21 protein-coding genes, 2 tRNA genes and 1 pseudogene are annotated in these 24720 nt (G+C 60.9%); 14 read left to right on the forward strand and 10 right to left on the reverse strand.

From position 1 onward, the window contains the following. The first annotated feature begins 2 nt into the window (after positions 1 to 2). The 6 genes from ispE to ychF all read left to right on the forward strand — a co-directional run bounded on the left by ispE (position 3) and on the right by ychF (position 4574). Entirely contained in the window at positions 3 to 854 is an 852-nt protein-coding gene (ispE, locus tag AC3WMV_RS24945) for a 4-(cytidine 5'-diphospho)-2-C-methyl-D-erythritol kinase (protein WP_027612238.1), read from the forward strand. Between the two features lie 37 nt (positions 855 to 891). After that, a tRNA-Gln gene (locus tag AC3WMV_RS24950) sits at positions 892 to 966 on the forward strand. 45 nt (positions 967 to 1011) lie between these two features. Beyond that, positions 1012 to 1953 (forward strand): ribose-phosphate pyrophosphokinase, encoded by a 942-nt coding sequence (locus AC3WMV_RS24955; RefSeq protein ID WP_003171603.1) that lies wholly within the window; start codon positions 1012 to 1014, stop codon positions 1951 to 1953. A 141-nt stretch (positions 1954 to 2094) separates the two neighbouring features. Further along, positions 2095 to 2697, forward strand: a complete 603-nt coding sequence (locus AC3WMV_RS24960) for a 50S ribosomal protein L25/general stress protein Ctc (protein WP_095136806.1) — start codon at positions 2095 to 2097, stop codon at positions 2695 to 2697. A gap of 169 nt (positions 2698 to 2866) precedes the next feature. Then, complete coding sequence (gene pth, locus AC3WMV_RS24965) at positions 2867 to 3451, forward strand: aminoacyl-tRNA hydrolase (RefSeq protein ID WP_095136805.1); 585 nt, start codon at positions 2867 to 2869, stop codon at positions 3449 to 3451. A 22-nt stretch (positions 3452 to 3473) separates the two neighbouring features. Continuing rightward, on the forward strand, positions 3474 to 4574 hold the full coding sequence (gene ychF / locus AC3WMV_RS24970; protein WP_047599160.1) for a redox-regulated ATPase YchF: 1101 nt from the start codon (positions 3474 to 3476) through the stop codon (positions 4572 to 4574). Positions 4575 to 4761: 187 nt separating this feature from the next. Here ychF and AC3WMV_RS24975 read toward each other — a convergent pair whose 3' ends face one another. After that, positions 4762 to 5979 (reverse strand): MFS transporter, encoded by a 1218-nt coding sequence (locus AC3WMV_RS24975; RefSeq protein ID WP_103368555.1) that lies wholly within the window; start codon positions 5977 to 5979, stop codon positions 4762 to 4764. Positions 5980 to 6312: 333 nt separating this feature from the next. On the opposite strand from AC3WMV_RS24975, the gene AC3WMV_RS24980 reads away from it, so the two are divergent. Both AC3WMV_RS24980 and AC3WMV_RS24985 read left to right on the forward strand, forming a co-directional pair. Continuing rightward, positions 6313 to 8370 carry a methyl-accepting chemotaxis protein gene (locus AC3WMV_RS24980; RefSeq protein ID WP_103368556.1) on the forward strand — a complete coding sequence of 686 codons (2058 nt, stop codon included), beginning with the start codon at positions 6313 to 6315 and terminating at the stop codon, positions 8368 to 8370. Between the two features lie 115 nt (positions 8371 to 8485). Further along, positions 8486 to 8562, forward strand: a tRNA-Met gene (locus tag AC3WMV_RS24985). 109 nt (positions 8563 to 8671) lie between these two features. Here the strand turns inward: AC3WMV_RS24985 and AC3WMV_RS24990 are convergent. Beyond that, positions 8672 to 9781 (reverse strand): DUF2817 domain-containing protein, encoded by a 1110-nt coding sequence (locus AC3WMV_RS24990; RefSeq protein WP_103368557.1) that lies wholly within the window; start codon positions 9779 to 9781, stop codon positions 8672 to 8674. Between the two features lie 270 nt (positions 9782 to 10051). On the opposite strand from AC3WMV_RS24990, the gene ggt reads away from it, so the two are divergent. Further along, complete coding sequence (ggt, locus tag AC3WMV_RS24995; RefSeq protein ID WP_103368558.1) at positions 10052 to 11884, forward strand: gamma-glutamyltransferase; 1833 nt, start codon at positions 10052 to 10054, stop codon at positions 11882 to 11884. Positions 11885 to 11964: 80 nt separating this feature from the next. On the opposite strand, the gene AC3WMV_RS25000 is transcribed toward ggt, so the two are convergent. From AC3WMV_RS25000 to AC3WMV_RS25015, 4 genes and pseudogenes are all read right to left on the reverse strand, one after another. Further along, a complete protein-coding gene (locus AC3WMV_RS25000; RefSeq protein WP_103368559.1) occupies positions 11965 to 12597 on the reverse strand; it encodes a LysE family translocator in 633 nt (210 codons plus the stop codon). Between the two features lie 75 nt (positions 12598 to 12672). Beyond that, positions 12673 to 13272, reverse strand: coding sequence for a flavin reductase family protein (locus AC3WMV_RS25005; RefSeq protein ID WP_103368560.1), 600 nt, complete (start codon positions 13270 to 13272; stop codon positions 12673 to 12675). Positions 13273 to 13425: 153 nt separating this feature from the next. Beyond that, on the reverse strand, positions 13426 to 13986 hold the full coding sequence (locus AC3WMV_RS25010) for a methyl-accepting chemotaxis protein (protein WP_371917798.1): 561 nt from the start codon (positions 13984 to 13986) through the stop codon (positions 13426 to 13428). Beyond that, positions 13966 to 14790 (reverse strand): annotated as a pseudogene (locus tag AC3WMV_RS25015) (PAS domain-containing protein); the annotation flags it as partial. The gene AC3WMV_RS25010 and the pseudogene AC3WMV_RS25015, both read right to left, overlap by 21 nt. A gap of 191 nt (positions 14791 to 14981) precedes the next feature. Here AC3WMV_RS25015 and AC3WMV_RS25020 point away from each other — a divergent pair. Continuing rightward, the gene (locus AC3WMV_RS25020; protein WP_103368561.1) at positions 14982 to 16352 is read left to right on the forward strand and encodes a GntT/GntP/DsdX family permease; all 1371 of its coding nucleotides are present in this window, start codon (positions 14982 to 14984) and stop codon (positions 16350 to 16352) included. Positions 16353 to 16358: 6 nt separating this feature from the next. Here the strand turns inward: AC3WMV_RS25020 and AC3WMV_RS25025 are convergent, their stop codons facing one another. Continuing rightward, positions 16359 to 17672: an MFS transporter gene (locus tag AC3WMV_RS25025; RefSeq protein ID WP_103368574.1), complete on the reverse strand. Its 1314-nt coding sequence runs from the start codon at positions 17670 to 17672 to the stop codon at positions 16359 to 16361. 349 nt (positions 17673 to 18021) lie between these two features. Here AC3WMV_RS25025 and AC3WMV_RS25030 point away from each other — a divergent pair, with 349 nt between their 5' ends. Continuing rightward, positions 18022 to 19440 carry a short-chain fatty acid transporter gene (locus AC3WMV_RS25030; RefSeq protein ID WP_103368562.1) on the forward strand — a complete coding sequence of 473 codons (1419 nt, stop codon included), beginning with the start codon at positions 18022 to 18024 and terminating at the stop codon, positions 19438 to 19440. A gap of 36 nt (positions 19441 to 19476) precedes the next feature. Here AC3WMV_RS25030 and AC3WMV_RS25035 read toward each other — a convergent pair whose 3' ends face one another. Together AC3WMV_RS25035 and AC3WMV_RS25040 are read right to left on the reverse strand one after the other, a co-directional pair. Next, on the reverse strand, positions 19477 to 19821 hold the full coding sequence (locus tag AC3WMV_RS25035) for a HepT-like ribonuclease domain-containing protein (protein WP_095136792.1): 345 nt from the start codon (positions 19819 to 19821) through the stop codon (positions 19477 to 19479). Then, positions 19818 to 20108 carry a nucleotidyltransferase family protein gene (locus AC3WMV_RS25040; RefSeq protein WP_103368563.1) on the reverse strand — a complete coding sequence of 97 codons (291 nt, stop codon included), beginning with the start codon at positions 20106 to 20108 and terminating at the stop codon, positions 19818 to 19820. The genes AC3WMV_RS25035 and AC3WMV_RS25040 overlap by 4 nt, the downstream gene beginning before the upstream one ends. A gap of 148 nt (positions 20109 to 20256) precedes the next feature. Here AC3WMV_RS25040 and AC3WMV_RS25045 point away from each other — a divergent pair, with 148 nt between their 5' ends. The 3 genes from AC3WMV_RS25045 to AC3WMV_RS25055 all read left to right on the forward strand — a co-directional run bounded on the left by AC3WMV_RS25045 (position 20257) and on the right by AC3WMV_RS25055 (position 23944). Further along, positions 20257 to 21951, forward strand: coding sequence for an acid phosphatase (locus AC3WMV_RS25045; RefSeq protein ID WP_103368564.1), 1695 nt, complete (start codon positions 20257 to 20259; stop codon positions 21949 to 21951). A 118-nt stretch (positions 21952 to 22069) separates the two neighbouring features. Further along, positions 22070 to 23251: a hypothetical protein gene (locus tag AC3WMV_RS25050; RefSeq protein WP_103368565.1), complete on the forward strand. Its 1182-nt coding sequence runs from the start codon at positions 22070 to 22072 to the stop codon at positions 23249 to 23251. A gap of 177 nt (positions 23252 to 23428) precedes the next feature. Then, entirely contained in the window at positions 23429 to 23944 is a 516-nt protein-coding gene (locus AC3WMV_RS25055) for an SET domain-containing protein-lysine N-methyltransferase (RefSeq protein ID WP_103368566.1), read from the forward strand. A 6-nt stretch (positions 23945 to 23950) separates the two neighbouring features. On the opposite strand, the gene can is transcribed toward AC3WMV_RS25055, so the two are convergent. Then, a complete protein-coding gene (can, locus tag AC3WMV_RS25060; RefSeq protein WP_003228196.1) occupies positions 23951 to 24595 on the reverse strand; it encodes a carbonate dehydratase in 645 nt (214 codons plus the stop codon). Between the last annotated feature and the right edge of the window lie 125 nt (positions 24596 to 24720).

Here is a 24720-nt window from a genome sequence, read left to right on the forward strand (position 1 = left end):
GCATGACCGCTCCACGTCTGACGCTGCCGTCGCCGGCCAAGCTCAACCTGATGCTGCACATTCTCGGGCGCCGCGCAGATGGCTACCACGAACTGCAGACGCTGTTTCAGTTTGTCGATTACGGCGACGAAATCACCTTCGCCGTGCGCGATGACGGCGTGATTCATCTGCACACCGAATTCGCTGGCGTGCCCCACGACAGCAACCTGATCGTGCGTGCGGCGAAAATGCTTCAGCAACAGTCCGGCTGCACACTCGGCATCGACATCTGGATCGACAAGGTGCTGCCCATGGGCGGCGGCATCGGTGGCGGCAGCTCGAATGCGGCGACCACCCTGCTCGGCCTCAATCACTTGTGGCAACTGGGCTGGGATGAAGATCGCCTCGCCGCGCTGGGCCTGTCGCTCGGCGCCGACGTGCCGGTTTTCGTCCGTGGTCACGCGGCTTTTGCCGAGGGCGTGGGCGAGAAACTGACCCCGGTCGACCCCGAAGAACCGTGGTATCTGGTGCTTGTGCCGCAAGTCTCTGTAAGTACGGCAGAAATTTTTTCCGATCCTTTGTTGACACGTAACACGCCGCCCATTAAAGTGCGCCCCGTTCCCGAGGGAAACAGTCGAAATGACTGCTTGCCGGTGGTTGCAAGGCGTTATCCAGAAGTACGTAACGCATTGGATTTGTTAGGTAAATTTACCGAAGCAAAACTCACCGGAACTGGAAGTTGTGTGTTTGGGGGCTTCCCAAGCAAAGCTGAAGCTGATAAAGTCTCGGCCCTTCTGACAGAGACCCTTACAGGGTTTGTAGCGAAAGGAAGCAACGTTTCGATGTTGCATCGCAAGCTGCAAAGTCTGCTCTAAAAGGAATCAAGTGCCAGGCACTTGAAGCAACAGATACAGGGGCGTCGCCAAGCGGTAAGGCAGCAGGTTTTGATCCTGCCATGCGTTGGTTCGAATCCAGCCGCCCCTGCCATTTTCTATACTCATCCAGGTTACCCTCAGCCTCTAGGTACTGCGCGTGTCCAAGATGATGGTCTTTACGGGGAACGCTAACCCCGATCTGGCTCGGCGTGTTGTACGTCAGCTGCATATCCCTCTCGGTGACATCTCTGTCGGTAAGTTCTCCGACGGCGAAATTACTGCCGAGATCAATGAAAACGTTCGCGGTAAAGACGTTTTCATTATTCAGCCGACTTGCGCTCCGACCAACGATAACCTGATGGAACTGGTAGTGATGGCTGATGCCTTCCGCCGCTCCTCGGCTACTCGTATTACTGCTGTTATTCCTTATTTTGGTTATGCCCGTCAGGATCGCCGTCCGCGTTCCGCACGTGTGGCTATCAGCGCGAAAGTCGTTGCTGACATGCTCACCGTAGTCGGCATCGACCGTGTTCTCACGGTTGATCTGCATGCTGACCAGATTCAGGGCTTCTTCGATATTCCGGTAGATAACATCTACGGCTCCCCGGTTCTGGTGGATGACATTGAAGATCAGCGCTTCGAAAACCTGATGATCGTGTCCCCGGACATTGGTGGCGTCGTGCGTGCACGGGCTGTTGCCAAATCCCTGGGCGTGGATCTCGGGATCATCGACAAACGCCGTGAGAAAGCCAATCACTCTGAAGTGATGCATATCATCGGTGATGTCGAAGGGCGTACCTGCATTCTGGTCGATGACATGGTCGATACCGCCGGCACTCTGTGCCACGCGGCCAAGGCCCTGAAAGAGCATGGCGCAGCCAAGGTCTTTGCCTACTGCACACACCCTGTGCTGTCGGGTCGGGCCATCGAGAATATCGAAAATTCCGTGCTGGACGAGCTGGTGGTGACTAACACCATCCCGCTGTCCGCTGCAGCACAAGCCTGTGCACGTATCCGTCAACTGGATATCGCACCGGTTGTTGCCGAAGCGGTTCGCCGCATCAGCAATGAAGAATCGATCAGCGCGATGTTCCGTTAAGGGCCCTGCCCTTCTCGAAATGTCTCGTTGACGAAAAGCGCCCCGCCCCGGCATTCCTGTCGGGGCGGGGCTTTTTTGCCCATACCGTGTTTGGCGCTGGTCGCAAACGCCACTCGGTCATGGCTATTTTGGAGATACAAAATGAACGATTTTACTCTGAATGCTGAAGTGCGTTCCGACCTGGGGAAAGGTGCGAGCCGCCGCCTGCGTCGTCTCGCCGCTCTGGTTCCAGCTGTTGTTTACGGTGGCGACAAAGCCCCTGAATCCATCAGCATGCTGGCCAAAGAAGTTGCCAAACTGCTCGAAAACGAAGCGGCTTACAGCCACATCATCGAGCTGAACGTTGGTGGCAAGAAACAAAACGTCGTCATCAAAGCCCTGCAACGTCACCCGGCCAAAGGCCACGTGATGCACGCTGACTTCGTACGCGTTGTAGCTGGCCAGAAACTGACCGCTATCGTTCCTGTGCACTTCATCAACGAAGCTGCTCCAGTGAAGAAAGGCGGCGAAATCTCGCACGTTGTTGCCGAGATCGAAGTTTCCTGCCTGCCAAAAGACCTGCCTGAGTTCATCGAAGTCGACCTGGCTGACGCTGAAATCGGCACCATCGTTCACCTGTCGGACCTCAAAGCTCCTAAAGGTGTCGAGTTCGTTGCTCTGGCACACGGCGATGACAAGGCAGTAGCCAACGTCCACGCTCCACGTGTTGCTCCAGAAGCTACCGAAGAAGGCGCAGCAGAGTAATTTCACTCTGTTCGTCGGAGTGAGTGAAACATCGCGGACTGGAACGTAGCGAGAAAGCGGGCGGGAACGCGGAGTTTACATTCATGGTAAATGAGCAATTTTCGTCCACTTTCGCCGCCTTCACTGATCGCGGCGATGTTAACCACCACTCCAAGGAAGGGCCCCTATCGTGACTGCCATCAAACTGATCGTTGGCCTGGGAAATCCAGGCGCCGAATACGAACAGACCCGGCATAACGCAGGGGCCCTTTTTGTTGAGCGCATCGCTGCCGCGCAAGGTGTGAGCCTTGTGGCCGATCGCAAATATTTCGGCCTGACCGGGCGCTACTCGCATCAGGGTCAGGATGTTCGTCTGCTGATTCCCACCACCTACATGAACCGCAGCGGCCAGGCCGTGGCGGCACTCGCCGGTTTCTTCCGCATCAAGCCTGAAGAAATCCTGGTGGCGCACGACGAACTCGACCTGCCTCCGGGCGTCGCCAAGCTCAAGCAGGGCGGCGGCCACGGCGGTCACAACGGGTTGCGCGACATCATCGCGCAACTGGGCAATCAGAATACTTTCTACCGCCTGCGGCTTGGCATCGGCCACCCGGGCGTCGCCAGTATGGTTTCAAATTTCGTCCTGGGTCGTGCGCCACGCGCCGAACAGGAAAAACTCGATGCCAGCATCGACTTTGCCCTCGGCGTGCTGCCGGATATCCTCGCCGGTGAATGGAACCGCGCGATGAAAAACCTGCACAGCCAGAAGGCCTGACTCTAATCCGAGGGGAAACACCATGGGATTCAATTGCGGCATCGTCGGCCTGCCTAACGTCGGCAAGTCCACCCTGTTCAACGCCCTGACCAAATCCGGTATCGCGGCCGAGAACTTCCCCTTCTGCACCATCGAGCCGAACAGCGGCATCGTGCCGATGCCGGATCCGCGCCTGGAAGCCCTGGCGGCCATCGTCAATCCGAAGCGCATCCTGCCGACCACCATGGAATTCGTCGACATCGCAGGCCTGGTGGCCGGCGCCTCGAAAGGTGAAGGTCTGGGCAACAAGTTCCTGGCCAACATCCGCGAAACCGACGCCATCGCTCACGTGGTGCGCTGCTTCGAAGACGACAACGTGATCCACGTGTCCAACAGCGTCGACCCGAAGCGCGACATCGAAATCATCGACCTGGAACTGATCTTCGCCGACCTCGACAGCTGCGAGAAGCAACTGCAGAAAGTCGCGCGCAACGCCAAGGGCGGTGACAAGGACGCCGTGGTTCAGAAAGCTCTGCTTGAGCAACTGATCGCGCACTTCACCGAGGCCAAGCCTGCGCGCAGCCTGATGAAGAACATGAGCGCTGACGAAAAGTCGGTGATCAAGGGCTTCCACCTGCTGACCACCAAACCGGTCATGTACATCGCCAACGTCGCTGAAGACGGTTTCGAGAACAACCCGCACCTGGACGTGGTCAAGGCCATCGCCGAAGAAGAAGGCGCCATGGTGGTTCCGGTGTGCAACAAGATCGAAGCGGAAATCGCCGAGCTCGATGACGGCGAAGAAAAAGACATGTTCCTCGAGGCCCTGGGCCTGGAAGAGCCTGGCCTGAACCGCGTGATCCGCGCCGGTTACGAAATGCTCCACCTGCAGACCTACTTCACCGCCGGGGTCGAAGAAGTCCGCGCCTGGACCGTCCGCGTCGGTGCCACTGCACCACAAGCTGCTGGCGTGATCCACACCGACTTCGAGAAAGGCTTCATCCGCGCCGAAGTCATCGCCTACAACGACTTCATCCAGTACAAGGGCGAAGCCGGTACCAAGGAAGCCGGTAAATGGCGCCTGGAAGGCAAGGACTACATCGTCAAAGACGGCGACGTGATGCACTTCCGCTTCAACGTGTAAGCGACACGCCCAAGAAAAAGCCGCGTTTGATACGCGGCTTTTTTGTGCCTTACAGATTTGTTTGCAACACCACCAATCCCCCTGTGGGAGCGGGCTTGCTCGCGAAGGCGGTGGGTCAGCCACATTAATATCGACTGATATACCGCCTTCGCGAGCAAGCCCGCTCCCACAGTTGGAATTGTGTAGGTCAGGTTTTTTTGGTGCGCGGCAGGAAGATCGCCAGCACGCCAAACAACGGCAAAAAAGAGCACAGGAAATACACGTACTCGATCCCGTGCACATCCGCCAGATGCCCCAGCAGCGCCGCACCAATCCCGCCGAAACCAAACATCAAGCCGAAGAACACCCCGGCAATCATCCCGACATTGCCCGGCACCAGTTCCTGCGCGTAAACCACGATCGCCGAGAACGCCGAGGCGAGGATGAAGCCGATCACCACGCTGAGGACAGTGGTCCAGAACAGATCGACGTGCGGCATCAGCAAGGTGAATGGCGCCACACCGAGGATGGAAAACCAGATCACCGCCTTACGCCCGATCTTGTCGCCAATCGGCCCGCCGAAGAACGTCCCCGCCGCCACTGCACCGAGAAACAGAAACAGGTGCAGTTGCGAACTGGCCACCGACAGGTCGAATTTCTCGATCAGGTAGAAGGTGAAGTAACTGGTGAGGCTGGCCATGTAGAAATACTTGGAGAACACCAGCAGACCGAGCACCACCAGCGCACTGATCACCCTGCCCTTCGACAGCCCGTGAGTCGCCGCCTGACCGGCCTTGAGTTTGAACAGGTTCAGGTGATGGGCGTACCAGCGGCTGATGCGATACAGCACGAACAGCGCAAACACCGCGAACAGACCGAACCACGCCACGTTGCCCTGACCGAACGGAATGATGATCGCCGCCGCCAGCAACGGGCCGAACGCAGAACCGGCGTTACCACCGACCTGAAAGGTCGATTGCGCCAGACCAAAGCGTCCACCGGAAGCCAACCGCGCGATCCGCGAAGCCTCGGGGTGGAAAGTCGAGGAGCCGATACCGATCAGCGCCGCCGCCAACAGAATCAATGGAAAACTGCCGACCACCGACATCATCACGATGCCAATCAGCGTGCAGATCGAACCTGCCGGCAACAGCCACGGTTTCGGATGGCGGTCAGTGTGATAACCGACCCACGGCTGCAACAGTGAAGCGGTCAACTGGAAGGTCAGCGTGATCAGGCCGACCTGAGTAAACGTCAGGCCGTAATTGGCTTTGAGCATCGGATAAATCGACGGCAGCACCGACTGAATCAGGTCGTTGATCAAATGCGCCAGCGCCACCGCGCCGATGATACGCATCACCAGTGGGCTGCTTTGCGGAGCAGCGGATGCCGAGGCAGCGGCGGTCTGAGCGTTGCTGATAGCCATGAAAGTTTCCGTACAGCAGATGGGTGCACGCAGGCAGGTGCGTCAATGTGCCATTTTTCGGTGCGCCAGCGCCATCCCCTTAGCCAGCTAACTAACTGACTGACCGTCGCACGCGAAGTGATAGCGCAACGCCATGGTCTGAATCTTGCCTTGCTTCTCCCCTCGAACGCGGTGGCCTTACAAAGGCCTCCGAGAATGGGAAGTTTCGCTACAGAGCCGGCCTACAGAGCGGGCGAGAGTGAACTTTCGAGGCCTTTTAGCAGGGCACGACATCGAGGTCGCACGACCGCGATGCACGCCATTGGTGCGTGGTGTCCAGAGGAGTCATGAGGCATGCAGGCTTTCTTGTCACCGGGGATCAAATTGCTGGGGCGGTTTGGCTTCGCGCGTAAATTCCAGTTGTTGTTTCTGCTGTTCATTCTGCCGTTGGCCGGCAGCCTGTTGATGATTGGCCAGGACTATCGCAACAAGCTCAATCTGATTTCCGGCGAGCGTGCCGGCGTGCGCCAGTTGCTCAGCCTCGATGCGCTGGACAACCTGCTCGCCGCCCAGCGTGACCGCGCCGCCCGTTGGCGCGCCACCGAAACCAATCGCCAGCCAACCCCGGCGACCCTCGCCGCCATGGCGGCGTTTGACGCGGTGCAACCAGCCGTCCAGCAAGCCACCAGTGATTTGGGCAACGCGCTGAAAAATGAAGGTGCCGAAGGCGAAACCCTCACCCGCTATCAAGCCCTGCAAACCGCGCTCGGCGGTCTGGATTCGAAAAGCCTGAGCGGCGTCGGTTGGTGGCCGGACGGCTACGACCGTTTCACCAACGCCCTCAGCGCCCTGCAAGCCTTGCGAGAGCAGATCGTCATGGACAACCGCCTGACGCTGGCGCCATGGCTGGAAACCTATCTGCTGACGCAGATCTCCACGCAGCACGCACCGGATCTGATCGAGCGTGTGGGCCGCCTCGCCGCCGTCGGCCAAGCTTCGGTGGTCTCGGGACAATTCACCCTGCAAAGCCGCTTGCAGCTGCGCGATCTGCGTGGCCGCATCGGCGACGCCCGCGAGCAGCTTGTCAAAACGGCAGGCCTGCTCGAAGCGCGTCTGCCGAGCGATCTGCAAACCTGGGCCGGTCAATACCACGACAGCCTCAAGCGTCTGGACGCTGGGCTGAAGGTGCTGGATGACGGCGTGTTCGGCGGCAGCATTACCCTCAAGCCTGAAGACTTCGAACGCAGCCTCGATGCTCTGCTGGGTGATCTCGCCTCGTTGCGCCAGCAATCGCTGCTGTCGCTGGATCAGCGTCTGGACGCCTACCACGCCTCGGCGATTCGCCAGTTCATCGTAGTCGCGGCGATCTTCGGTTGCCTGTTGCTGGCGGCGTTGTATCTGTTCGTCTGCCTGCAAGCCTCGATCCGGCGCAGCGCCAGCGGCATTACTCTGCTGGCCGAGGCCCTGCGTGACGGCAATCTCAGCCTGCAAGTGCCGGTGGTGGGCCGTGATGAGCTGGCGGCGATCAGCACCGCGCTCAACGTCGCGGTGGTGCAACTGCGCGCCAGCATGCTCGGGGTCGATCACGAAACCTCACAACTGAGCCACGCGGTGCGCAGCCTCAACGATCATTCCAGCGGCGCGCTGAGCGAAGTCGAAGCGCAGCAGTTGCAGATCAGTCAGATCGCCGCCGCTGCCACGCAACTGGCCGCCACTTCGCAAGGTGTGGCGCAGAGTTGCGAACAGGCGTCCGGCAGCGCCCAGCACACCCGGCGCATCGCCGCCGACAGCAGCCGCGACAGCCAGCGCACCACGGCGAGCATTCAGCAACTCAATCAACGCCTCAACGAAACCGCAGCGGCACTCGGTCGAGTCAGCGAACAGGGCCAACAGATTCAACTGGTGGTCGACACCATCCGTGGCGTCGCCGAGCAGACCAACCTGTTGGCGCTCAATGCCGCGATTGAAGCGGCACGCGCCGGCGAACAGGGACGCGGATTTGCCGTGGTCGCCGATGAAGTTCGCAGCCTGTCGCAGCGCACCCAGTCATCGACCGCGCAGATTGCCGGCACGGTCGATAGCCTGCGCGCCACGGTCAACGAAGCGGTCAGTCTGATGGAAGCCGCATGCGGCCAGGCGCAATCGGATGCCGAAGCCGTGACCGGTCTCGGTGAGCGTCTCGGCGAAATCGCCAGTGCCGTGCAGAGTGTCACTGACACCCTCGCGCAAATCGCCACTGCCGTTGAGGAACAGGCGAGCACCGCCGATGAAGTCAGCGGCAATATCCAGCAGGTCGACCAGGCGGCGATGCGTTTGCTTGAAGGTGCGCGGGCGGTGAACCTGGCAGCGGACACCTTGAGCCAGGGCAGCCATGCGTTGAGCGCCAATACCGCGAGATTCCAGCTGCGTTGACACCCTGCCCGGCCCCGATTTCCGGGGTCGGAGGATAAGCGGTTGAAAATAAGAAGAAATATTTTAAATTTACGCTTGACGCTTTTCCATTTCAGGGGAATAATGCGCGCCACTTGGCTACATAGCTCAGTTGGTTAGAGCATAGCATTCATAATGCTGGGGTCCGGGGTTCAAGTCCCTGTGTAGCCACCAAGTACTAAAAACGGCTTACCGAAAGGTAGGCCGTTTTTTTATGCCTCGAGAAAACCGCCCTCTGTGGTGAGGAGATAAATCCCTCACCACAATGCCAATCCTGACCTATTCAGGTCTGCTCTGCCGACAGGGCCATCAGCCCCTTCGCCCAGATCTGCCGAGTACGCAACCCGACCATCGCCCGCCAATCCGGATCGGCCGGATAGAACTGCTCCAGCAGTTTCAACTTGATCGCTTGCCCCGTCGCATCCAGCGGATCGCCATGCAGATGCAACCAGTGATCATCGCGCAAATAACGATGCACCTCCGGCCCCGGATACGTTCCGCATTCGATCACGAACGGCATCAGTTGCACGCCCGGCAATGCATTGAGCAATGCCTGTGAGGTGTAGCCGGTAGCCGTCGCTGCGACACCGGTTTCGCTCAACGTTTCGGCGCCGGTGTGCAAGGTGTACAACCATGGGCCGTAGATCGACTGTGCTTGCGCCAACGCCGGATAAGGCGCCTGGGTGATGGTCAGCAACATCGGATGACCGTATTCGCCGGCGCCGGTGTGCAGGTCGAAACACATCACGACTTCCGCACCGGTCAGATGCGCATCGATGATCTGGTGCAAGGTGCGATTCGACCAGCTCGGCGCGCGGCCGCCATAGAACAGTCCATCGGGATGGCTATGCTGACCGCCCTCGACAATCGACATCACCGCCGGCCAGCCGTGTTCGGTAATTTGCCCGTCGAGCAAGGCGTCGGCGCGCTTACGCTCGGGGCCGTGCAAATCGGTGCAGGCGTAGATCTCGTGCAGCGTGGCGTAGGCGCGGTTGTCCGGCAACGGCCCGGTGAAATCCAGGTGATTGCGGTTGAGGTCGATGTTGTCTTCGTTGACCCGCCGCAGCCACGCGGTGCCCCACGGGTTGATCAGGTGAATCATCACTACCGCGACATCCTTAGGCAGCGAGCCCGGCACGAAAGTCTTCAGCCAGTCGATCTGGCAATCCGAGCCGTAATAGCCCTCGACTCCGTGAGTGCCGCTGAGCGCCACCAGCCGGCGCTTTGCCTGCGGATTACCGAGCACCGCGACATCGGTGCTCAGGGGCTCGCCAAAGGGGCCGCAACGCGGGTGCGCATACGAAGTGAGCGTGGCGCCAGCGGCGTTGGCGGCGGCAAGAAACCGTTCACGTTGATCGCGGTAACTGGACTCGGTGGGAAACTCGCTGTGCATATCGGCCTCTTGTGTTTTTTATGGCTTGACCTTTGTAGGAGTGAGCCTGCTCGCGATAGCGGTGGGTCAGTCAACTTGGATGTTGAATGTTATGACGCCATCGCGAGCAGGCTCACTCCTACAGGGGGATATTTGCGGTCGTTCTATTGAGTTTGACCCTAGCGAACATCCGCCCGAAAAAGAAAGACAAAAATGCCCACCGGTTTGCGTCGCGACCGAGCGGTCGATAAAGTCCGTCAGACCTTTCACCCCACGGACGGAGAGCCCCACGTGTTTCCAGCCCTGCCCCTGAGCCGCTTTCGCCTGCCTGCCCTGACGCTGATCATCAGCGCCCTGACCCTCACCGCGTGCAACGCCCCGCCCTCCTCGACCTTGCCGCTGGCGCCGGAAGCCGCTTCCGGTTACCGCACCGACCTGCAGACCCGCCGCGCCAGTAAACACATGGCCGCTGCCGCCAATCCGCTGGCTACCGAGGCCGGTCGCGAGATGCTGCGCAAGGGTGGTTCGGCCATCGACGCGGCGATTGCCATGCAAGCAGTGCTGACTCTGGTAGAACCGCAATCCTCCGGGATCGGTGGCGGCGCGATGATTGTGTTGTGGGACGGCAAACAGGTGCGCACCTACGACGGGCGCGAAACCGCCCCGGCGGGTGCCACCGAGAAGCTGTTCCTGCAGGCCGACGGCAAACCGATGCCGTTCCCGCAGGCGCAGATCGGCGGGCGCTCGGTGGGTACTCCGGGCGTGCTGCGTGCGCTGGAAATGGCACACAAACAACACGGTCGCCTGCCATGGGCCACGCTGTTTGAGCCGGCGATCAAACTCGCCGAGCAGGGCTTTGCGATTTCACCGCGCCTGCATTCGCTGCTGGAATCCGACCCGGTGATCCGTAAATCACCGGACATGGCCGCCTACTTCCTCAACCGCGACGGCAGCGTCAAAGCCGTCGGCACCCGTCTGCAAAACCCGGCATTGGCCGCCGTGCTCAAGCGCATCGCCACCGAAGGTCCGGACGCGCTGTACAAAGGTCCGATCGCCGAAGAGATCGTCGCCAAGGTGCAGGGCCACGCCAATCCCGGCAGCCTGTCACTGAATGATCTTCAGCGCTATCAGGCCAAGGAGCGCGCGCCGCTGTGCACCGACTACAAGCGCTGGCAGGTCTGCGGCATGCCGCCGCCGTCGTCGGGCGGGATCGCCGTGGCGCAGATTCTCGGCACCTTGCAGGCGCTGGAAAGCCGCGACCCGCGTCTGTCGCTAACACCGCTCAAACCGGTGAAAACCGACAAACCCGCCGGCATCGAACCGGCACCGCAAGCCGTGCACCTGATCGCAGAAGCCGAACGCCTGGCCTACGCCGACCGTGCGCAATACGTCGCCGACACCGATTTCGTTCCGGTACCGGTCAAAGGTCTGGTCGACCCTGGTTATCTCGCCAGCCGCGCCAGCCTGATCGGCGAGCGCAGCATGGGCAGCGCCAAGCCGGGCACACCGCCAGGCGTGCAGGTGGCCTACGCGCCGGATCGCTCGCCGCTGCGCATCTCCACCTCGCAAGTCGTTGCCGTGGATGATCTGGGCGGCGCGGTGTCGATGACCACCACCATCGAAGCGGCGTTCGGCTCGCACCTGATGGTTCAGGGCTTTTTGCTGAACAATCAGATGACCGACTTCTCGTTCATCCCCGAAGAGAACGGGCAGAAAGTCGCCAACCGCGTCGAACCCGGCAAACGCCCACGCTCGTCGATGGCGCCGACACTGATCTTTGACCGCAACAGCGGCGAATTCCTCGCCAGCGTCGGCTCGCCGGGCGGCTCGCAGATCATCGAATACGTGGCCAAGACCACCGTCGGCCTGCTCGACTGGAACCTCGACCCGCAAAGCGCCATCAGCCTGCCCAACTTCGGCAGCCGCAACGGCCCGACCGAACTGGAACAAGGCCAGTTCAGCCCGGCGTTGATTCAGGCGATGAAGGATAAGGGACATGTTGTGAATGAAATCGACATGACCAGCGGCACGCAGGCGATCGTGCGGGTCAAGGATGCGCAAGGGAAAGCCTCGCTGGAAGGTGGCGCGGATCCACGGCGTGAGGGGGAAGCGTTGGGGGATTGAGGTTACGCAGGAAAAACAAAAGGCTTACCGCGAGGTAAGCCTTTTTTATGCAACGGGTTTAACGCGCAATATCACCCGGCTCAGCGATTAGCCACCAAATGCGCCCCAAACAGCAAATAACAACCACCGGCCAAACGATCCAGCCATTGCCGCGACCGTTCGTAAACACTCGCGATCCGGCGGCTGGCGAAGAACAGCGCGACGCTGCAATACCAACTGAACGACAGCGTGGCCATGGTCAGCACGGCCAGCGTCAGCAGTAGCGGCGGGACGTGGGCCGGCATTGCGGTGGCGAAGATGGTGGCGACGAACAGTGCAGACTTGGGGTTGGTCATGTTTCCCAGAAAGCCTCGCCCGTAGGCGCCGAGCAGGGTCTGTTGCGACTCATCCAGCGTACCGGCGGCAATCGGCGCTTTGCGTTTGAACTGCTTGAGGCCGAGCCAGATCAGGTAGCAGCCACCGGCGATCTTGAAGCTCAGGTACAGGGTTGGCGCCGCGCTGAACAAGGTCTGAATACCCAAGCCGCCGGCAAGGCCCCACAGCACGGTTCCGCTGGCGACGCCGAGCGCCGCGACCACACCATGACGGCGCGAGCGGCTGACCGCCAATTGGGCGATGTTGAAAAAGTTCGGGCCGGGGGTGACCACCGCGACCGTCCACAACAGCGCCAGCGACAGCAACGGGGCGAGATAGCTGGAAAGCGAAAGGTCCATGGGGCGAGCGCCTGATTGGTTCGACAATGCCCCACACCTTGCTACATCCGGCGCGCGTTTTCCATCAGATGCAGGTCACAGCGGCAGGGTTTTACCGTCCACCGCATCGCCAATCGTCAGGAAATGCCCGCCGGCCACGTGGTGCAGCGTGCGCAAGCCATCATGCCCGTCGAAATGCCAGCGCCCGTCGCTGAACACCCGCTCATCGGCCTGGGCGGCGATGACTTCGGCGAGGAACAGGTCGTACTGCTCGTGGTTGCGCGGTTCCGGCAGCAAGCGGCATTCGAGCCAGGCCACGCAGCCTTCGAACATAGGCGCCTCGACGGTTTCACCGGCGAAGGTTTGCAGGCCATAAGCCTGAAACTTGTCCTGCCCCTGATTCTGCTGGATTTCCAGACCCGAGATATTGCCGACGGTTTGCACGATGTCAGCCTGATTGACGCACGGCACGTTGAGCACAAAAGTGCCGGACGCTTCGAGCAACTGGCGGGTCCAGGTGGATTTGTCGAGGACCACCGCAACTTTTGGCGGCTCGAAATCCAGCGGCATCGCCCAGGCGGCGGCCATGATGTTGCGCTGGCCGTCATGGGCAGCGCTGACCAGCACGGTCGGCCCGTGATTGAGCAGGCGGTAGGCTTTGTTCAAGGGCACCGGGCGGCGGTGGGAGGCGCTCATTGGGATCTGCTCCGGGGAAAAAGGAACAGATTGTAGCGCCACCTGCAACTGTAGGAGTGAGCCTGCTCGCGATCGCAGTAGTTCAATCAACATGGAGGTTGAATGTCAGACCGATATCGCGAGCAGGCTCACTCCTACAGGGTTTAGTCCAGGTCAGTTAGAGAGTTGATTGGCGAACTGGCCGACCGCATCCACCACTTTCTGCGCGCCGTCCTGGATCTCGACGATCACCGTGCCCGCCTCCGCCGCCAGCGCCAAGCCCTGCTCGGCCTGCAGCTTGCCATCGGTCATCAGGGCCACGGCGTTGCGTGCCATTTCCTGGTTCTGCCGCACCACGGTGACGATCTCTTCGGTCGCCTGACTGGTGCGCGAGGCCAGTTGTCGCACTTCATCGGCCACCACCGCGAAGCCCCGGCCCTGTTCGCCGGCACGGGCTGCTTCGATGGCGGCGTTGAGCGCCAACAGGTTGGTCTGTTCGGCAATGCCGCTGATGGTTTTGACGATGGTACCGATCACCTGCGACTGCTCGTTCAGCGCCTCGATGCCCTCACCGGCCGCCTGCATGTGGCGCGACAGATCACGCATCACATTCACTGCCTCGGTGACCACCGTAGTGCCCCGTTGCGCAGTGCTGTCGGTTTGCTGCGAAGTGCTGTAGGCAATGCTGGCCGCGTCGGCAACCGCTTGTTCGCGGTTGACCTGATCGGTAATCACCGTGGCGAACTTCACCACTTTGTACAGTTTGTTGTTGGCATCGACCACCGGGTTGTAGGACGCCTCCAGCCACACCGTACGACCATGGCTGTCGACCCGCTTGAAGCGGTTGGCGACAAACTCGCCGTTGTTCAGGCGACGCCAGAAATTCTGGTACTCGGCGCTGTTGTATTCCTCAGGGGTGCAGAACATCCGGTGATGTTTGCCTTTGATCTGCGCCAGGCTGTAACCCATGCCCTGCAGAAAGCGCTCGTTGGCATTGAGCACGTTGCCATTGAGGTCGAACTCGATCACCGCCGTCGAACGCACCAGCGCACCGATCAGGTTTTCGTGTTCGCGAGAGGCTTCGATGGTGCGGGTCAGGTCGCTGGAGAAAATCGAGAAATGCTTGATCCGCCCGTCCGAAGAGCGCACCGGCTGCACGATGGAGCGCAGCCACGCTTCTTCGCCATTACCACGCAACAGGCGTACGGCCCCGGCGAAATGCTCGCCACGGGTCAGTGCGGCCTTGAAACGATGATGAAAGTCGTCGGCCTTCACGTGCGCCGGAACGATGTCTTCAATGGCGCGCCCCACCAGATCCTGGCTCTTGTAGAGCATCTCGCCGAGGAAGTTCTGATTGACCGACTGAATCCGGCCATCAGGCTCCAGGGTCAGCACCAGCATCTCGCTTTCCAGGCTTTCCTTCACTTGCAGCAGGCTGGAGAGTTCTTCACGAAGCGTAGCCAGCTCTTGCTTGAGGCGTTTGTTGAACATGGGAAAGTACCGATAGGCAGGGTAGAAAGCGGGATGCAGCTTAACCATCGGCCTTGGAAAACTTTTCTGAAGAGCGTTCGAGACCGGTCAGTCAAAAATAATCCCGCCGGGCTTTTACTCCTATCGATCACTCCACTGAGCCGTTACAAAAGCCGCCGCTCTGGCCCGGCCACTTCAGGTATCCTCAGGGAAAATTGCAACAACATGTTGCAGGTATCCGCCCGATAAGGAGTGCCGTTTTGGATTTATCGACCGCTGCCTGGATGGTGCATGACACCCGCCTGATTCTTTGCTGTCTGGTGGCGATTGCCACCATCATCGTCCTGATCAGTGCCACTAAACTCCCGCCCTTTCTCTCGATCCTGATCGGCACTTTCATTGCCGGTGTCGGCGCCGGTCTGCCGCCGGAAGACGTAGCCAAGGCGTTCAGCAAAGGCGCCGGGGCGATTCTCGGAGAAGCGGGGATCATCATTGCCCTGGGTTCGATGCTTGGCGCACTGATGGCCGAGTCCGGCGCTGCCGACCGTATCGCCTCGACGCTGCTCGGGCTGGGCAAAGGCAAGTCCCTGCCGTGGGTCATGGCGTTGGTGGCGATGGTGATCGGCCTGCCGCTGTTCTTCGAAGTGGGGCTGGTGATGATGGTGCCGATCATCTTCGTCATGGCCCGTCGCTCGGGTCAGCCATTGTTGAAAATCGCCATTCCGGCGCTGGCCGGGATGACCACCCTGCATGCACTGATGCCGCCGCATCCCGGGCCGCTGATCGCGGTCAGCGCATTGCATGCCGACCTTGGGCTGACCATGTTGCTGGGCTTCAGCATCGCGATTCCGGCGGTGATTCTGGCGGGGCCGCTGTACGGCAACTGGCTGTCGAAACGCATGCACGTCGATGAGCCGGCAGAGCTCGGCGCACTGTTCAGCGCCCCGCCGAAAGCGCCGCGCCAGCCGAGTTTCGGCCTGTCGCTGCTGATCATTCTGTTGCCGGTGCTGCTGATGCTCGGCAGCACCCTGGCCAAAGTCGCGATGCCCCCCGAAAGCAGCGTCGCTCTGACCCTGAAGTTCCTCGGCGAACCGTTGGTGGCGCTGGGCATTGCGGTGATGGCGGCGGTGATCTGCCTCGGTTGGGCCAACGGCATGCCGCGCGAACAGGTCGGCGGCACGCTGCGCAAAAGCCTGGCGCCGATTGCCGTGTTGCTGCTGACCATCGGCGCTGGCGGCGGCTTGAAGCAGACCTTGCTGGACGCCGGTGTCAGCCAGACCATCAGCAAAGTCGCCGAAGGTGCACACATGCCCTACCTGCTGCTGGCCTGGCTGATTGCCGTGGCACTGCGTCAGGCTACGGGTTCGGCGACCGTCGCGACCACGACGACAGCGGGGATTCTGGCGCCGATGATGGCGGGGCTCGCCGCGACGCAAAGCTCACTGGTGGCGCTGGCGATTGGCGCCGGCTCCGTGTTCTTCTGCCACGTGAATGACGCCGGCTTCTGGATGGTTCGCGAGTACTTTGGCTTGCAACTCAAACAGACCATCTGGGTCTGGTCGATCCTGCAAACCATTGTCTCGGTGGTGGGACTGGTCGGGACGTTGCTGTGGTGGCACTGGCTGACCTGACACTCGTCAGGAACAGGGCGCCACGGCTTGGCGCCCGACAGCGCTCATGCGCGAACCGAAATACGCCGCGCTGACAATGCCGACTGCGCCCATCACCGCACAGAACATTACGCAGATCCACGGACTCCAAGGCATCAGACCGATCAGCAACAGCGGTGTGATGCTCGCCCACGCGGCGTAGGCAATGTTGTAGGTGAAGGAGATACCCGACACGCGAATCCGCGCCGGAAACAGTCCGACCATCACCGATGGCACCGCGCCGACCACACCGCAGCCCAGGCCGGCGACGGCATACGCCAGCCCGACCCAATTGCCGCCCATGATCAGACAGCTATAAAGCACACCAATGCCCAACGGCAGCAGCAGGCTATAAAGCATGACCGTGCGCCAGGCACCGATGCGATCGACCAGCAATCCGGCAATCACACAACCGATGTTGAGAAAGACGATGCCCAACGCGCTCAGGGCGAAGGTGTGGCTGGCGGTCATGCCGAAGGTTTTCTGCATCATGGTCGGGGTGATGACCACGAACACCACCACCGCCGACGTCAGCACACAGGTCAGCAGCATCGCCGGCAACATCGCCAGACGATGTTCGCGCAGCACCGTGCGCAACGGCAGTTCGACCCGCGCTTCACGCTGGGCTTCCATGGCCATGAACACCGGGGTTTCGCTCAACCAGCGGCGCAGGTAGACACCGATCACGCCGAACACACCGCCGAGCAGGAACGGATAACGCCAGGCGTAATCAAGGATTTCCGCCGGGGTGAACACTTGTGCGAGAAAAGTCGCGGTCAGCGCGCCAATCAAGTAACCAAAGGTCAACCCGGCCTGCAAAAAGCCCAGCGCGTAACCGCGATGCCCGGCAGGCGCGTGCTCGGCGACGAACACCCAGGCGCTCGGCACTTCGCCGCCGACCGCCGCGCCTTGCAGGATGCGCAGCGCCAGCAACAGCAGCGGCGCGAAATAGCCGATCTGGGCATAAGTCGGCATGATCCCGATCAGCAGGCACGGCAGCGCCATCATCAGGATGCTCAGGCTGAAGACCTTTTTTCGGCCTAGGCGATCGGCGAAATGCGCCATCAGAATACCGCCCAGCGGGCGCGCCAGATAACCGGTGACGAAGATCCCGAAGCTTTGCAGCAGACGCAGCCACTCGGGCATTTCCGGCGGGAAGAACAACTGGCTGAGGGTCAGGGCGAAGAACACGAAAATGATGAAATCGTAGATCTCCAGCGCCCCGCCGAGGGCCGCAAGACCGAGGGTCTTGTAGTCGGAGCGGCTGAACGGCGCCGGTCGGGCTGTGGATTGGGCAGTCATGGCAAAGAACTCTGGCAGGCAAAAAACCAAGGCGCCCATGGTCTACGCAAATCCACCTGGGGACAACCCGTTAGACCATAGTCCCGGTTTCGCAAAACCAGCTCACAAAACAGCCTGGCTTGATTTACTGTTTAAGCCTGTCCGGAGGAACCTGGCCAACGCCGACTGACCGGAGCGAACCCCGTGTGGGAGCGAGCCTGCTCGCGAAGGCGTCAGCCCAGCCAACTTCGATGTTGAATGTGCCGACCTCTTCGCGAGCAGGCTCGCTCCCACAGGGATCTCTGTGTTGTCGAGATGGGCGACCGTTCCTGCAGACCCACAATAACCATAAAAATCCGAGGTACTCCCTGTGGCCGTTGATATCGAAGATAGCCGCTCTGCGCGCTTTGCCTTGCGCTGTTCAAGCTTTGCCGAACGCTGGTTCCCCGACTCCTGGGTATTCGCCGCACTGGCGGTGATCATTGTCGCGCTGGCCACTTTGGCGATGGGCGCCACACCCACCGATGCCGCGATGGCCTTCGGCGACGGGTTCTGGAGCCTGATCCCGTTCACCATGCAAATGGCCTTCGTGGTGATTGGCGGCTACGTCGTCGCCAGTTCACCGCCAGCGGTCAAACTGATCGACAAACTGGCGCGCATCCCGAAAAACGGCCGCTCTGCCGTGGCCTGGGTCGCGCTGATCTCGATGGTCGCCTCGCTGTTGAACTGGGGCCTGTCGCTGGTGTTCGGCGGTTTGCTGGTGCGCGCCCTCGCCCGCCGCACCGATCTGAAAATGGATTACCGCGCGGCCGGTGCGGCGGCGTATCTGGGCCTCGGCGCGGTCTGGGCGCTGGGCCTGTCCTCATCGGCGGCGCAGTTGCAGGCCAACCCGGCGAGCCTGCCGCCGGCGATCCTGTCGATCACCGGGGTGATTCCGTTCACCCAAACCATCTTCCTCTGGCAATCCGGCGCCATGCTGCTGGCGCTGATCGTGATTTCGATCATCGTCGCCTACGCCACCGCACCCGGCCCGAACTCTGCGCGCGATGCCAAGGATTGCGGCATCGACCCGGCGTTCAACCTGCCACCGCTGCAACCGCGCACCCGGCCCGGCGAATGGCTGGAGCACAGTCCGCTGCTGATCATTCTGCTGGTGTTGCTGGCGGCCGGTTGGCTGTTCCACGAGTTCTCGAGCAAACCGGCGATCACCGCGATTTCCGGGCTGAACACCTATAACTTCCTGTTCATCATGCTCGGCGCCCTGCTGCACTGGCGCCCGCGCAGCTTCCTCGATGCGGTGGCCCGGGCGGTGCCGACCACCACCGGCGTGCTGATCCAGTTCCCGCTCTACGGCTCGATCGCCGCGCTGCTGACCACGGTCAAAGGCGCCGACGCGCAGACGCTGGCGCATCACATCTCAACGTTCTTCGTCAGCATCGCGTCCCACGACACCTACGCGTTGCTGATGGGCGTGTATTCGGCGATTCTCGGTTTCTTCATTCCTTCCGGCGGCGGCAAGTGGATCATCGAAGCGCCGTACGTGATGCAAGTCGCCAACGATCTGCAATACCACCTCGGCTGGGCGGTGCAGATCTATAACGCCGCCGAAGCGCTGCCAAACCTGATCAACCCGTTCTACATGCTGCCGCTGCTGGGCGTGCTTGGCCTGAAGGCACGCGACCTGATCGGCTTCTCGTTCGTGCAATTGCTGGTGCACACGCCGCTGGTGCTGTTCTTGCTGTGGGTGCTGGGGACGACATTGGCGTATACGCCGCCGGTGATGCCGTAGATTGACGAGGTTGCACCTGCCTCATGGCAGGTGCAATCAATGTTGCTCGCAGGGCAGGAATCTCAACAGCTCAGGCAAAGCAACCTGAACCGTGTCCCAGACGACATCCAGATTGATGTCGAAGTAGCCATGAGCGATCCGGTTACGCATCCCGCGCATGCTGCGCCAGGGAGTTTGAGTGTTCTGAGCCGCGAATTCCGGAAACCGATCCATTATTTTGGTTGCCGCCTCGCCAATGATAACCAGGCTCATGATGACCGCTTGTTGCGTCCGTTTGTCGTCGACGAATTCTTCCTTGCTCAGACCTTCGACGAAGACCAGCGCATCGCTCGCAGCTTGACGCATATGTTCAAGGTAATCGCCGAGCCGGTTCTCGATCATACGGGACGGGCCTGTTCAAGAACCTGCTGACGAAATTTCAGCGGAAGGTCTCCCGGTGTCAACAGGTCGACGGTAACGCCCAGCAAATCTTCAAGCTCAACCTGAAGCCCGCCGAGATCAAACAAGGTGGCACCGGGCAATGGATCGACCAACAGATCAAGGTCACTGCCTTCCATATCGGTACCCAGCACCGTTGAGCCGAACACGCGCGGATTGGCCACACGGAATCTGCCGACAACCTCACGAACGGCAGCTCGTTGCAGATCAAGAGCAATGGAAGGCTTCATGGTTCACTCAGACCAGTTTCTATATCGCAGCAGTCTAGCAGTGCCGAGGGGCCGTAGACACCGCACCATTTTGTAACCCAACCGTCACATTCAATTGTTAGCGTCCGCCCGAAACAAACTGAAACAATTAAGCTGAACGGGCTGACAGATGAAAGACGAGACAGACGGCACTGACGCACCTGAATCCGACAACCCCACCGACACCAGCCGCCGCCGCTTCCTTGGCGGTGTTGCCGTCCTCGGCGTGGGCGCGACCCTGGCCGGCTGCGGCAACGCCAGCGATCAACCGGGTAAACCAGTCGAGCGCCCGCTGACCCCGACCGAGCTGGACAAGGCCCTGCGCGATCAGGTGAAAACCGTGGTGGTGATCTACGCCGAGAACCGCAGCTTCAACAACCTGTTCGGTGATTTCCCCGGCGTCGAAAAGCCGCTGTCGGCGCTCAAGCCTGCCGATTACCAGCAACGTGACCGCGACGGCAGCCTGCTGCAGACGCTGCCGCCAGTCTGGGGTGGCGTGCTGCAGATCGGCCCGCAAACGCTTGATGGCGTGACCTACCCCAGCGCCACGCAGTTTCAGGAAAACCTGCCCAACGCGCCTTTCGCCCTCAAGGGCCCGAACGGCGAAGACTTGCCGTTCGGTCTGGTGACCCGCGATTTGTGGCACGTGTTCTATCAGAACCAGATGCAGATCAATGGCGGCAAGAACGATGGTTTTGTCGCCTGGGCCGACTCCGGCGGTTTGACCATGGGGCACTACGCCCAGAGCCGCTACTCGCTGCGCCTGTGGGATGTGGCGCAGGAATTCGTGCTGTGCGACAACTTCTTCCAGGGTGCTTTCGGCGGCTCGTTCCTCAACCACCAGTACCTGATCAGCGCCACCGCGCCGTTCTATCCGGATGCGGCCAATTCGGTGGCCAAATCCCAGATCGCCGCCCTGCAAAGCGATGATCCGACTGACCCGCGCCTCAAACCGCTGGAAGCATCGCCCGCCAGCGCCATGACCGGCCCGCCGCAGTTCGGCCCGAGTGCGCTGACCCCGGACGGCTTCGGCGTCAACACCCTCGCCCCGCCGTACTGGCCGACGTGGATTCGCGACCCGGAGCGTCCGGCGTACTCCAAGCCGGATCTGCCCAATGTGATGGTGCCGCAGACCCACGAGCACATTGGCGACAAGCTGTCGAAGAAGAATGTCGACTGGGCCTGGTACGCCGGCGCCTGGCAGGCGACGCTGGAGCAGTACAAGGACTCGGGCGGGATTCCGAAGATCCCCAACTTCCAGTACCACCACCAGCCGTTCAACTACTTCAAGCGGCAAGGCCCGGAGAACCCGCAAGAGCGCAACAAACGCCTGCGCGATGCCGGCCTGGGCGATGAGTCGAGCACCAACAAGTTCTTCGCCGATGCCGAGGCCGGCAAGCTGCCGGCGGTAACTTTCTACAAACCGCAGGGCAACCTGAACATGCACGCCGGTTATGCCGACGTGGCTTCAGGCGACCGCCACATCGTCCGCGCCCTGAAGGTGCTGCGCGAAAGTCCGCAGTGGAAAAACATGGTGGTGGTCGTGACGGTCGATGAAAACGGCGGCTGGTGGGATCATGTGGCGCCACCCAAGGGCGATCGCTGGGGCCCGGGGTCGCGGGTGCCGGCGCTGGTGGTGTCGCCATTCGCCCGCAAAGGCACGGTGGATCACACGGTTTACGACACGGCGTCGATCCTGCGCCTGATCACCCGAGTGTTCCAACTGGAAACCCTCGACGGCCTCAAGCAGCGCGATGAGGCAATGATCGCCCGTGGCCAGAAACCGATGGGCGATCTGACCAACGCCCTGCATTTTCAGGCCTGAAAACCCCGTCCTGCGGGCTGACGCAAAATTCCGTGAATGACAGCTTCTCTGTGCAACACGGCTGATCCAATATGAAGCGCCCCGAACCCGGGGAACCCACGCTGAAAAGGATCTGAGCATGTTCAAACTCGCAGGATTTACCCCCGCAGTTCTTACCCTCGCCGCGCTCACCCTGAGCGCGGCTGCCCACGCCGATGTCGACCTGAAGCTGGGCAGCACCGAGCGCGTCACCCGCCTCTTCGCCTACCCCAACAATTGCAGCGTGATCTGTTATCGCAACTGGTCGCTGGAGCAGACCGTCGCCCATTACCTGAGCCAGAGCGTGCAGCGCGATGGTTACAGCAATGCCAAGGTGTTGGTGAAGAACGATAACGGGCAGATTTACGCCGAGATCAGCGGCGTGCCCAAAGGTTACGACAAGCCGCTGTCGGCGCTGCTCGATGCCGGTGATCTGGCGTATACCGGCGCCAGCAAGCTCAATGCCGATGGCAAATGGGCGTACAGCTGGTATCTGTTCCTGCCGCTGGGCATGGCCCTGGAAAACCGCAAGAGCGTCGAACTGCTGCACTTCCCGCCGGACTATTCGCTGACTCAGGCGCAGGATTACCTGCGCTCGAACACCACCGACCGCTGGGCCACGCTGCTGACCGTCAACGGCATTCCGGCCGAGCAGACGCCGGCCTATCAGACCATCATCGACATCGCGCCAATCGCGGCGCCGTCCAACGCCGGCAGTGATCTGGAGGGCGTCTACGACTACTTCAAGGATTATCAGACCACGCTGGTCAAGCAGTTCAGCCAGACCAGCGCCGGCACCACCCTGCCGATGGTCGCATTCGGTGCGCCGGTGCGTAACTGGATCAAGCAGCAATACGGCCCGACCGTGGCCATATTGGGTCTGGCGACCATCAGCCCGAGTGCTGGGGTGAACGTGCCGGTGCTGGGATCGAACCATCCGAGCTACATCTGGTACGCCGCCGACCCGGCCAGCTATGACGGCGATGAGGCCAAGGCCGATGCCGCCGGTTTGAAGGTCATGGGTCAGGACTTGAGCGCCGCTTGCTGGCAAGCCGGGATGGGCAGTAAACCGGGCACCGATGCGAAAGCCCTGCTCAACAGCTGCACGCAGACCTGGCAAGTGACGCAAAAGGGCAAGACCTGCGAACTGTTCTACACCTCGATCCGCAACCTGACCCCGGCACAGGCCGCCGCCAAGTGCTCGACCACGCCAATCAAGGCCCAGTTGCAACAGCTTCAGGGCGAATTGCCGGCCACCGCCGTTCCTGCACCACACCTCTGATCCGCTGAAAAAGCTTCCCGTGTCAGTCAATGCTGACGCGGGGAGCAGCCAATCACGCCTGTCAGATCTGACAGTAGACAGTTTGAGGGATACACCGGAATATTGGATCCAAACATGTTGCAGCGCTGACAGGACGTCAGACCAGGGAAGTCGCAGCATTTGCCGACAGGGACCGTTATGAATAATCAGGCCCATCAACACAACATCCCACGCGACGCCCCCGGCATCTACCCGTTTGCCGGATTGCCGGTGCGTCTGGGTTTCCCATCCACCGAGGATTTCGAGATTGTGCAGGACCACCATGGTCACGCGGCAGTGGTGGCGCGCCGGGCGTTCTTGCGCATCACCCGGATGTGTCGGGTTTCCGGGCAACTGCTGCCCTATCGTTGTCGACAGACGCGCCAGTTACTGGCCGGCATCCATCTCTACGACCCGCGCTTTTGCGGGTTGCTCGAACACGCCTGCGATCCGAATGTGTTTCTGGACATGAGTGAGCTGTGGCTGTGGGCACTTCGCGACATTCAGCCGGGTGAACGCCTGACCATCGACTTCGCCGCCACCGAAGATCGCTTGTTGCAGCAGTTCGCCTGCACCTGTGGCTCGCCGCGCTGTCGTGGGTGGATCACCGGCTACGATGAGCCACCCAGTATCGAGGGCCAGCACTTTTTGCAGCACTGGCGGCACGCGCACTGATCCGGATTACAAGGCCCCGACCGGACGCAGACGATATTGCGGCGGCAGTTGCTCGAAACCGCTGATGGTGGTGTTCAGGCTTTTCCAGCGACCGTCCTTGATGCCGTAGATGCAGCCGTGAATCGACAGGCTCTGGCCGCGGTGCCAGGCGTTCTGGATGATGCTGGTGTGCGCAACGTTGGCCACTTGCTGAACGACGTTGAGCTCGCACAGCCGGTCGACCTGCTCTTCCTCGGTCGGCAGCTTGGCCAGTTCTTCACGTTTTTCGTAGTACAGGTCACGGATCGAGCGCAGCCAGCCATCGATCAGACCGAACTGGCGATCCTGCATCGAGGCGCGCACACCGCCGCAGCCATAGTGGCCGGTAACCAGGATGTGTTTGACCTTGAGCACATCAACCGCGTACTGGATCACCGACAGGCAATTGAGGTCGGTGTGCAGCACCACGTTGGCGACGTTGCGGTGTACGAACAGATCGCCCGGCAGCATGCCGACGATCTCGTTGGCCGGCACCCGTGCGTCGGAGCAGCCGATCCACAGATATTCCGGGGTCTGCTGGCGCGCCAGCTTGGCGAAGAAATCCGGGTCTTCCTTGGTGATCGCGTCAGCCCAACGCTCGTTGTTATCAATCAGGTCTTGTAAGTCGTGCATGGTTAAGGCCTCAAGAAAGATGCGCAGGTATGACAGACGGCCGCCCGTCGGGGTCACGCAAGAACCGCAGGTGTTTTTCTTTGGAATTCTCGGGTGCCCGGTGAGTCCACTCAGTAAGGCCCACT

The sequence above is a fragment of the Pseudomonas sp. FW305-3-2-15-E-TSA4 genome (assembly GCF_058787295.1).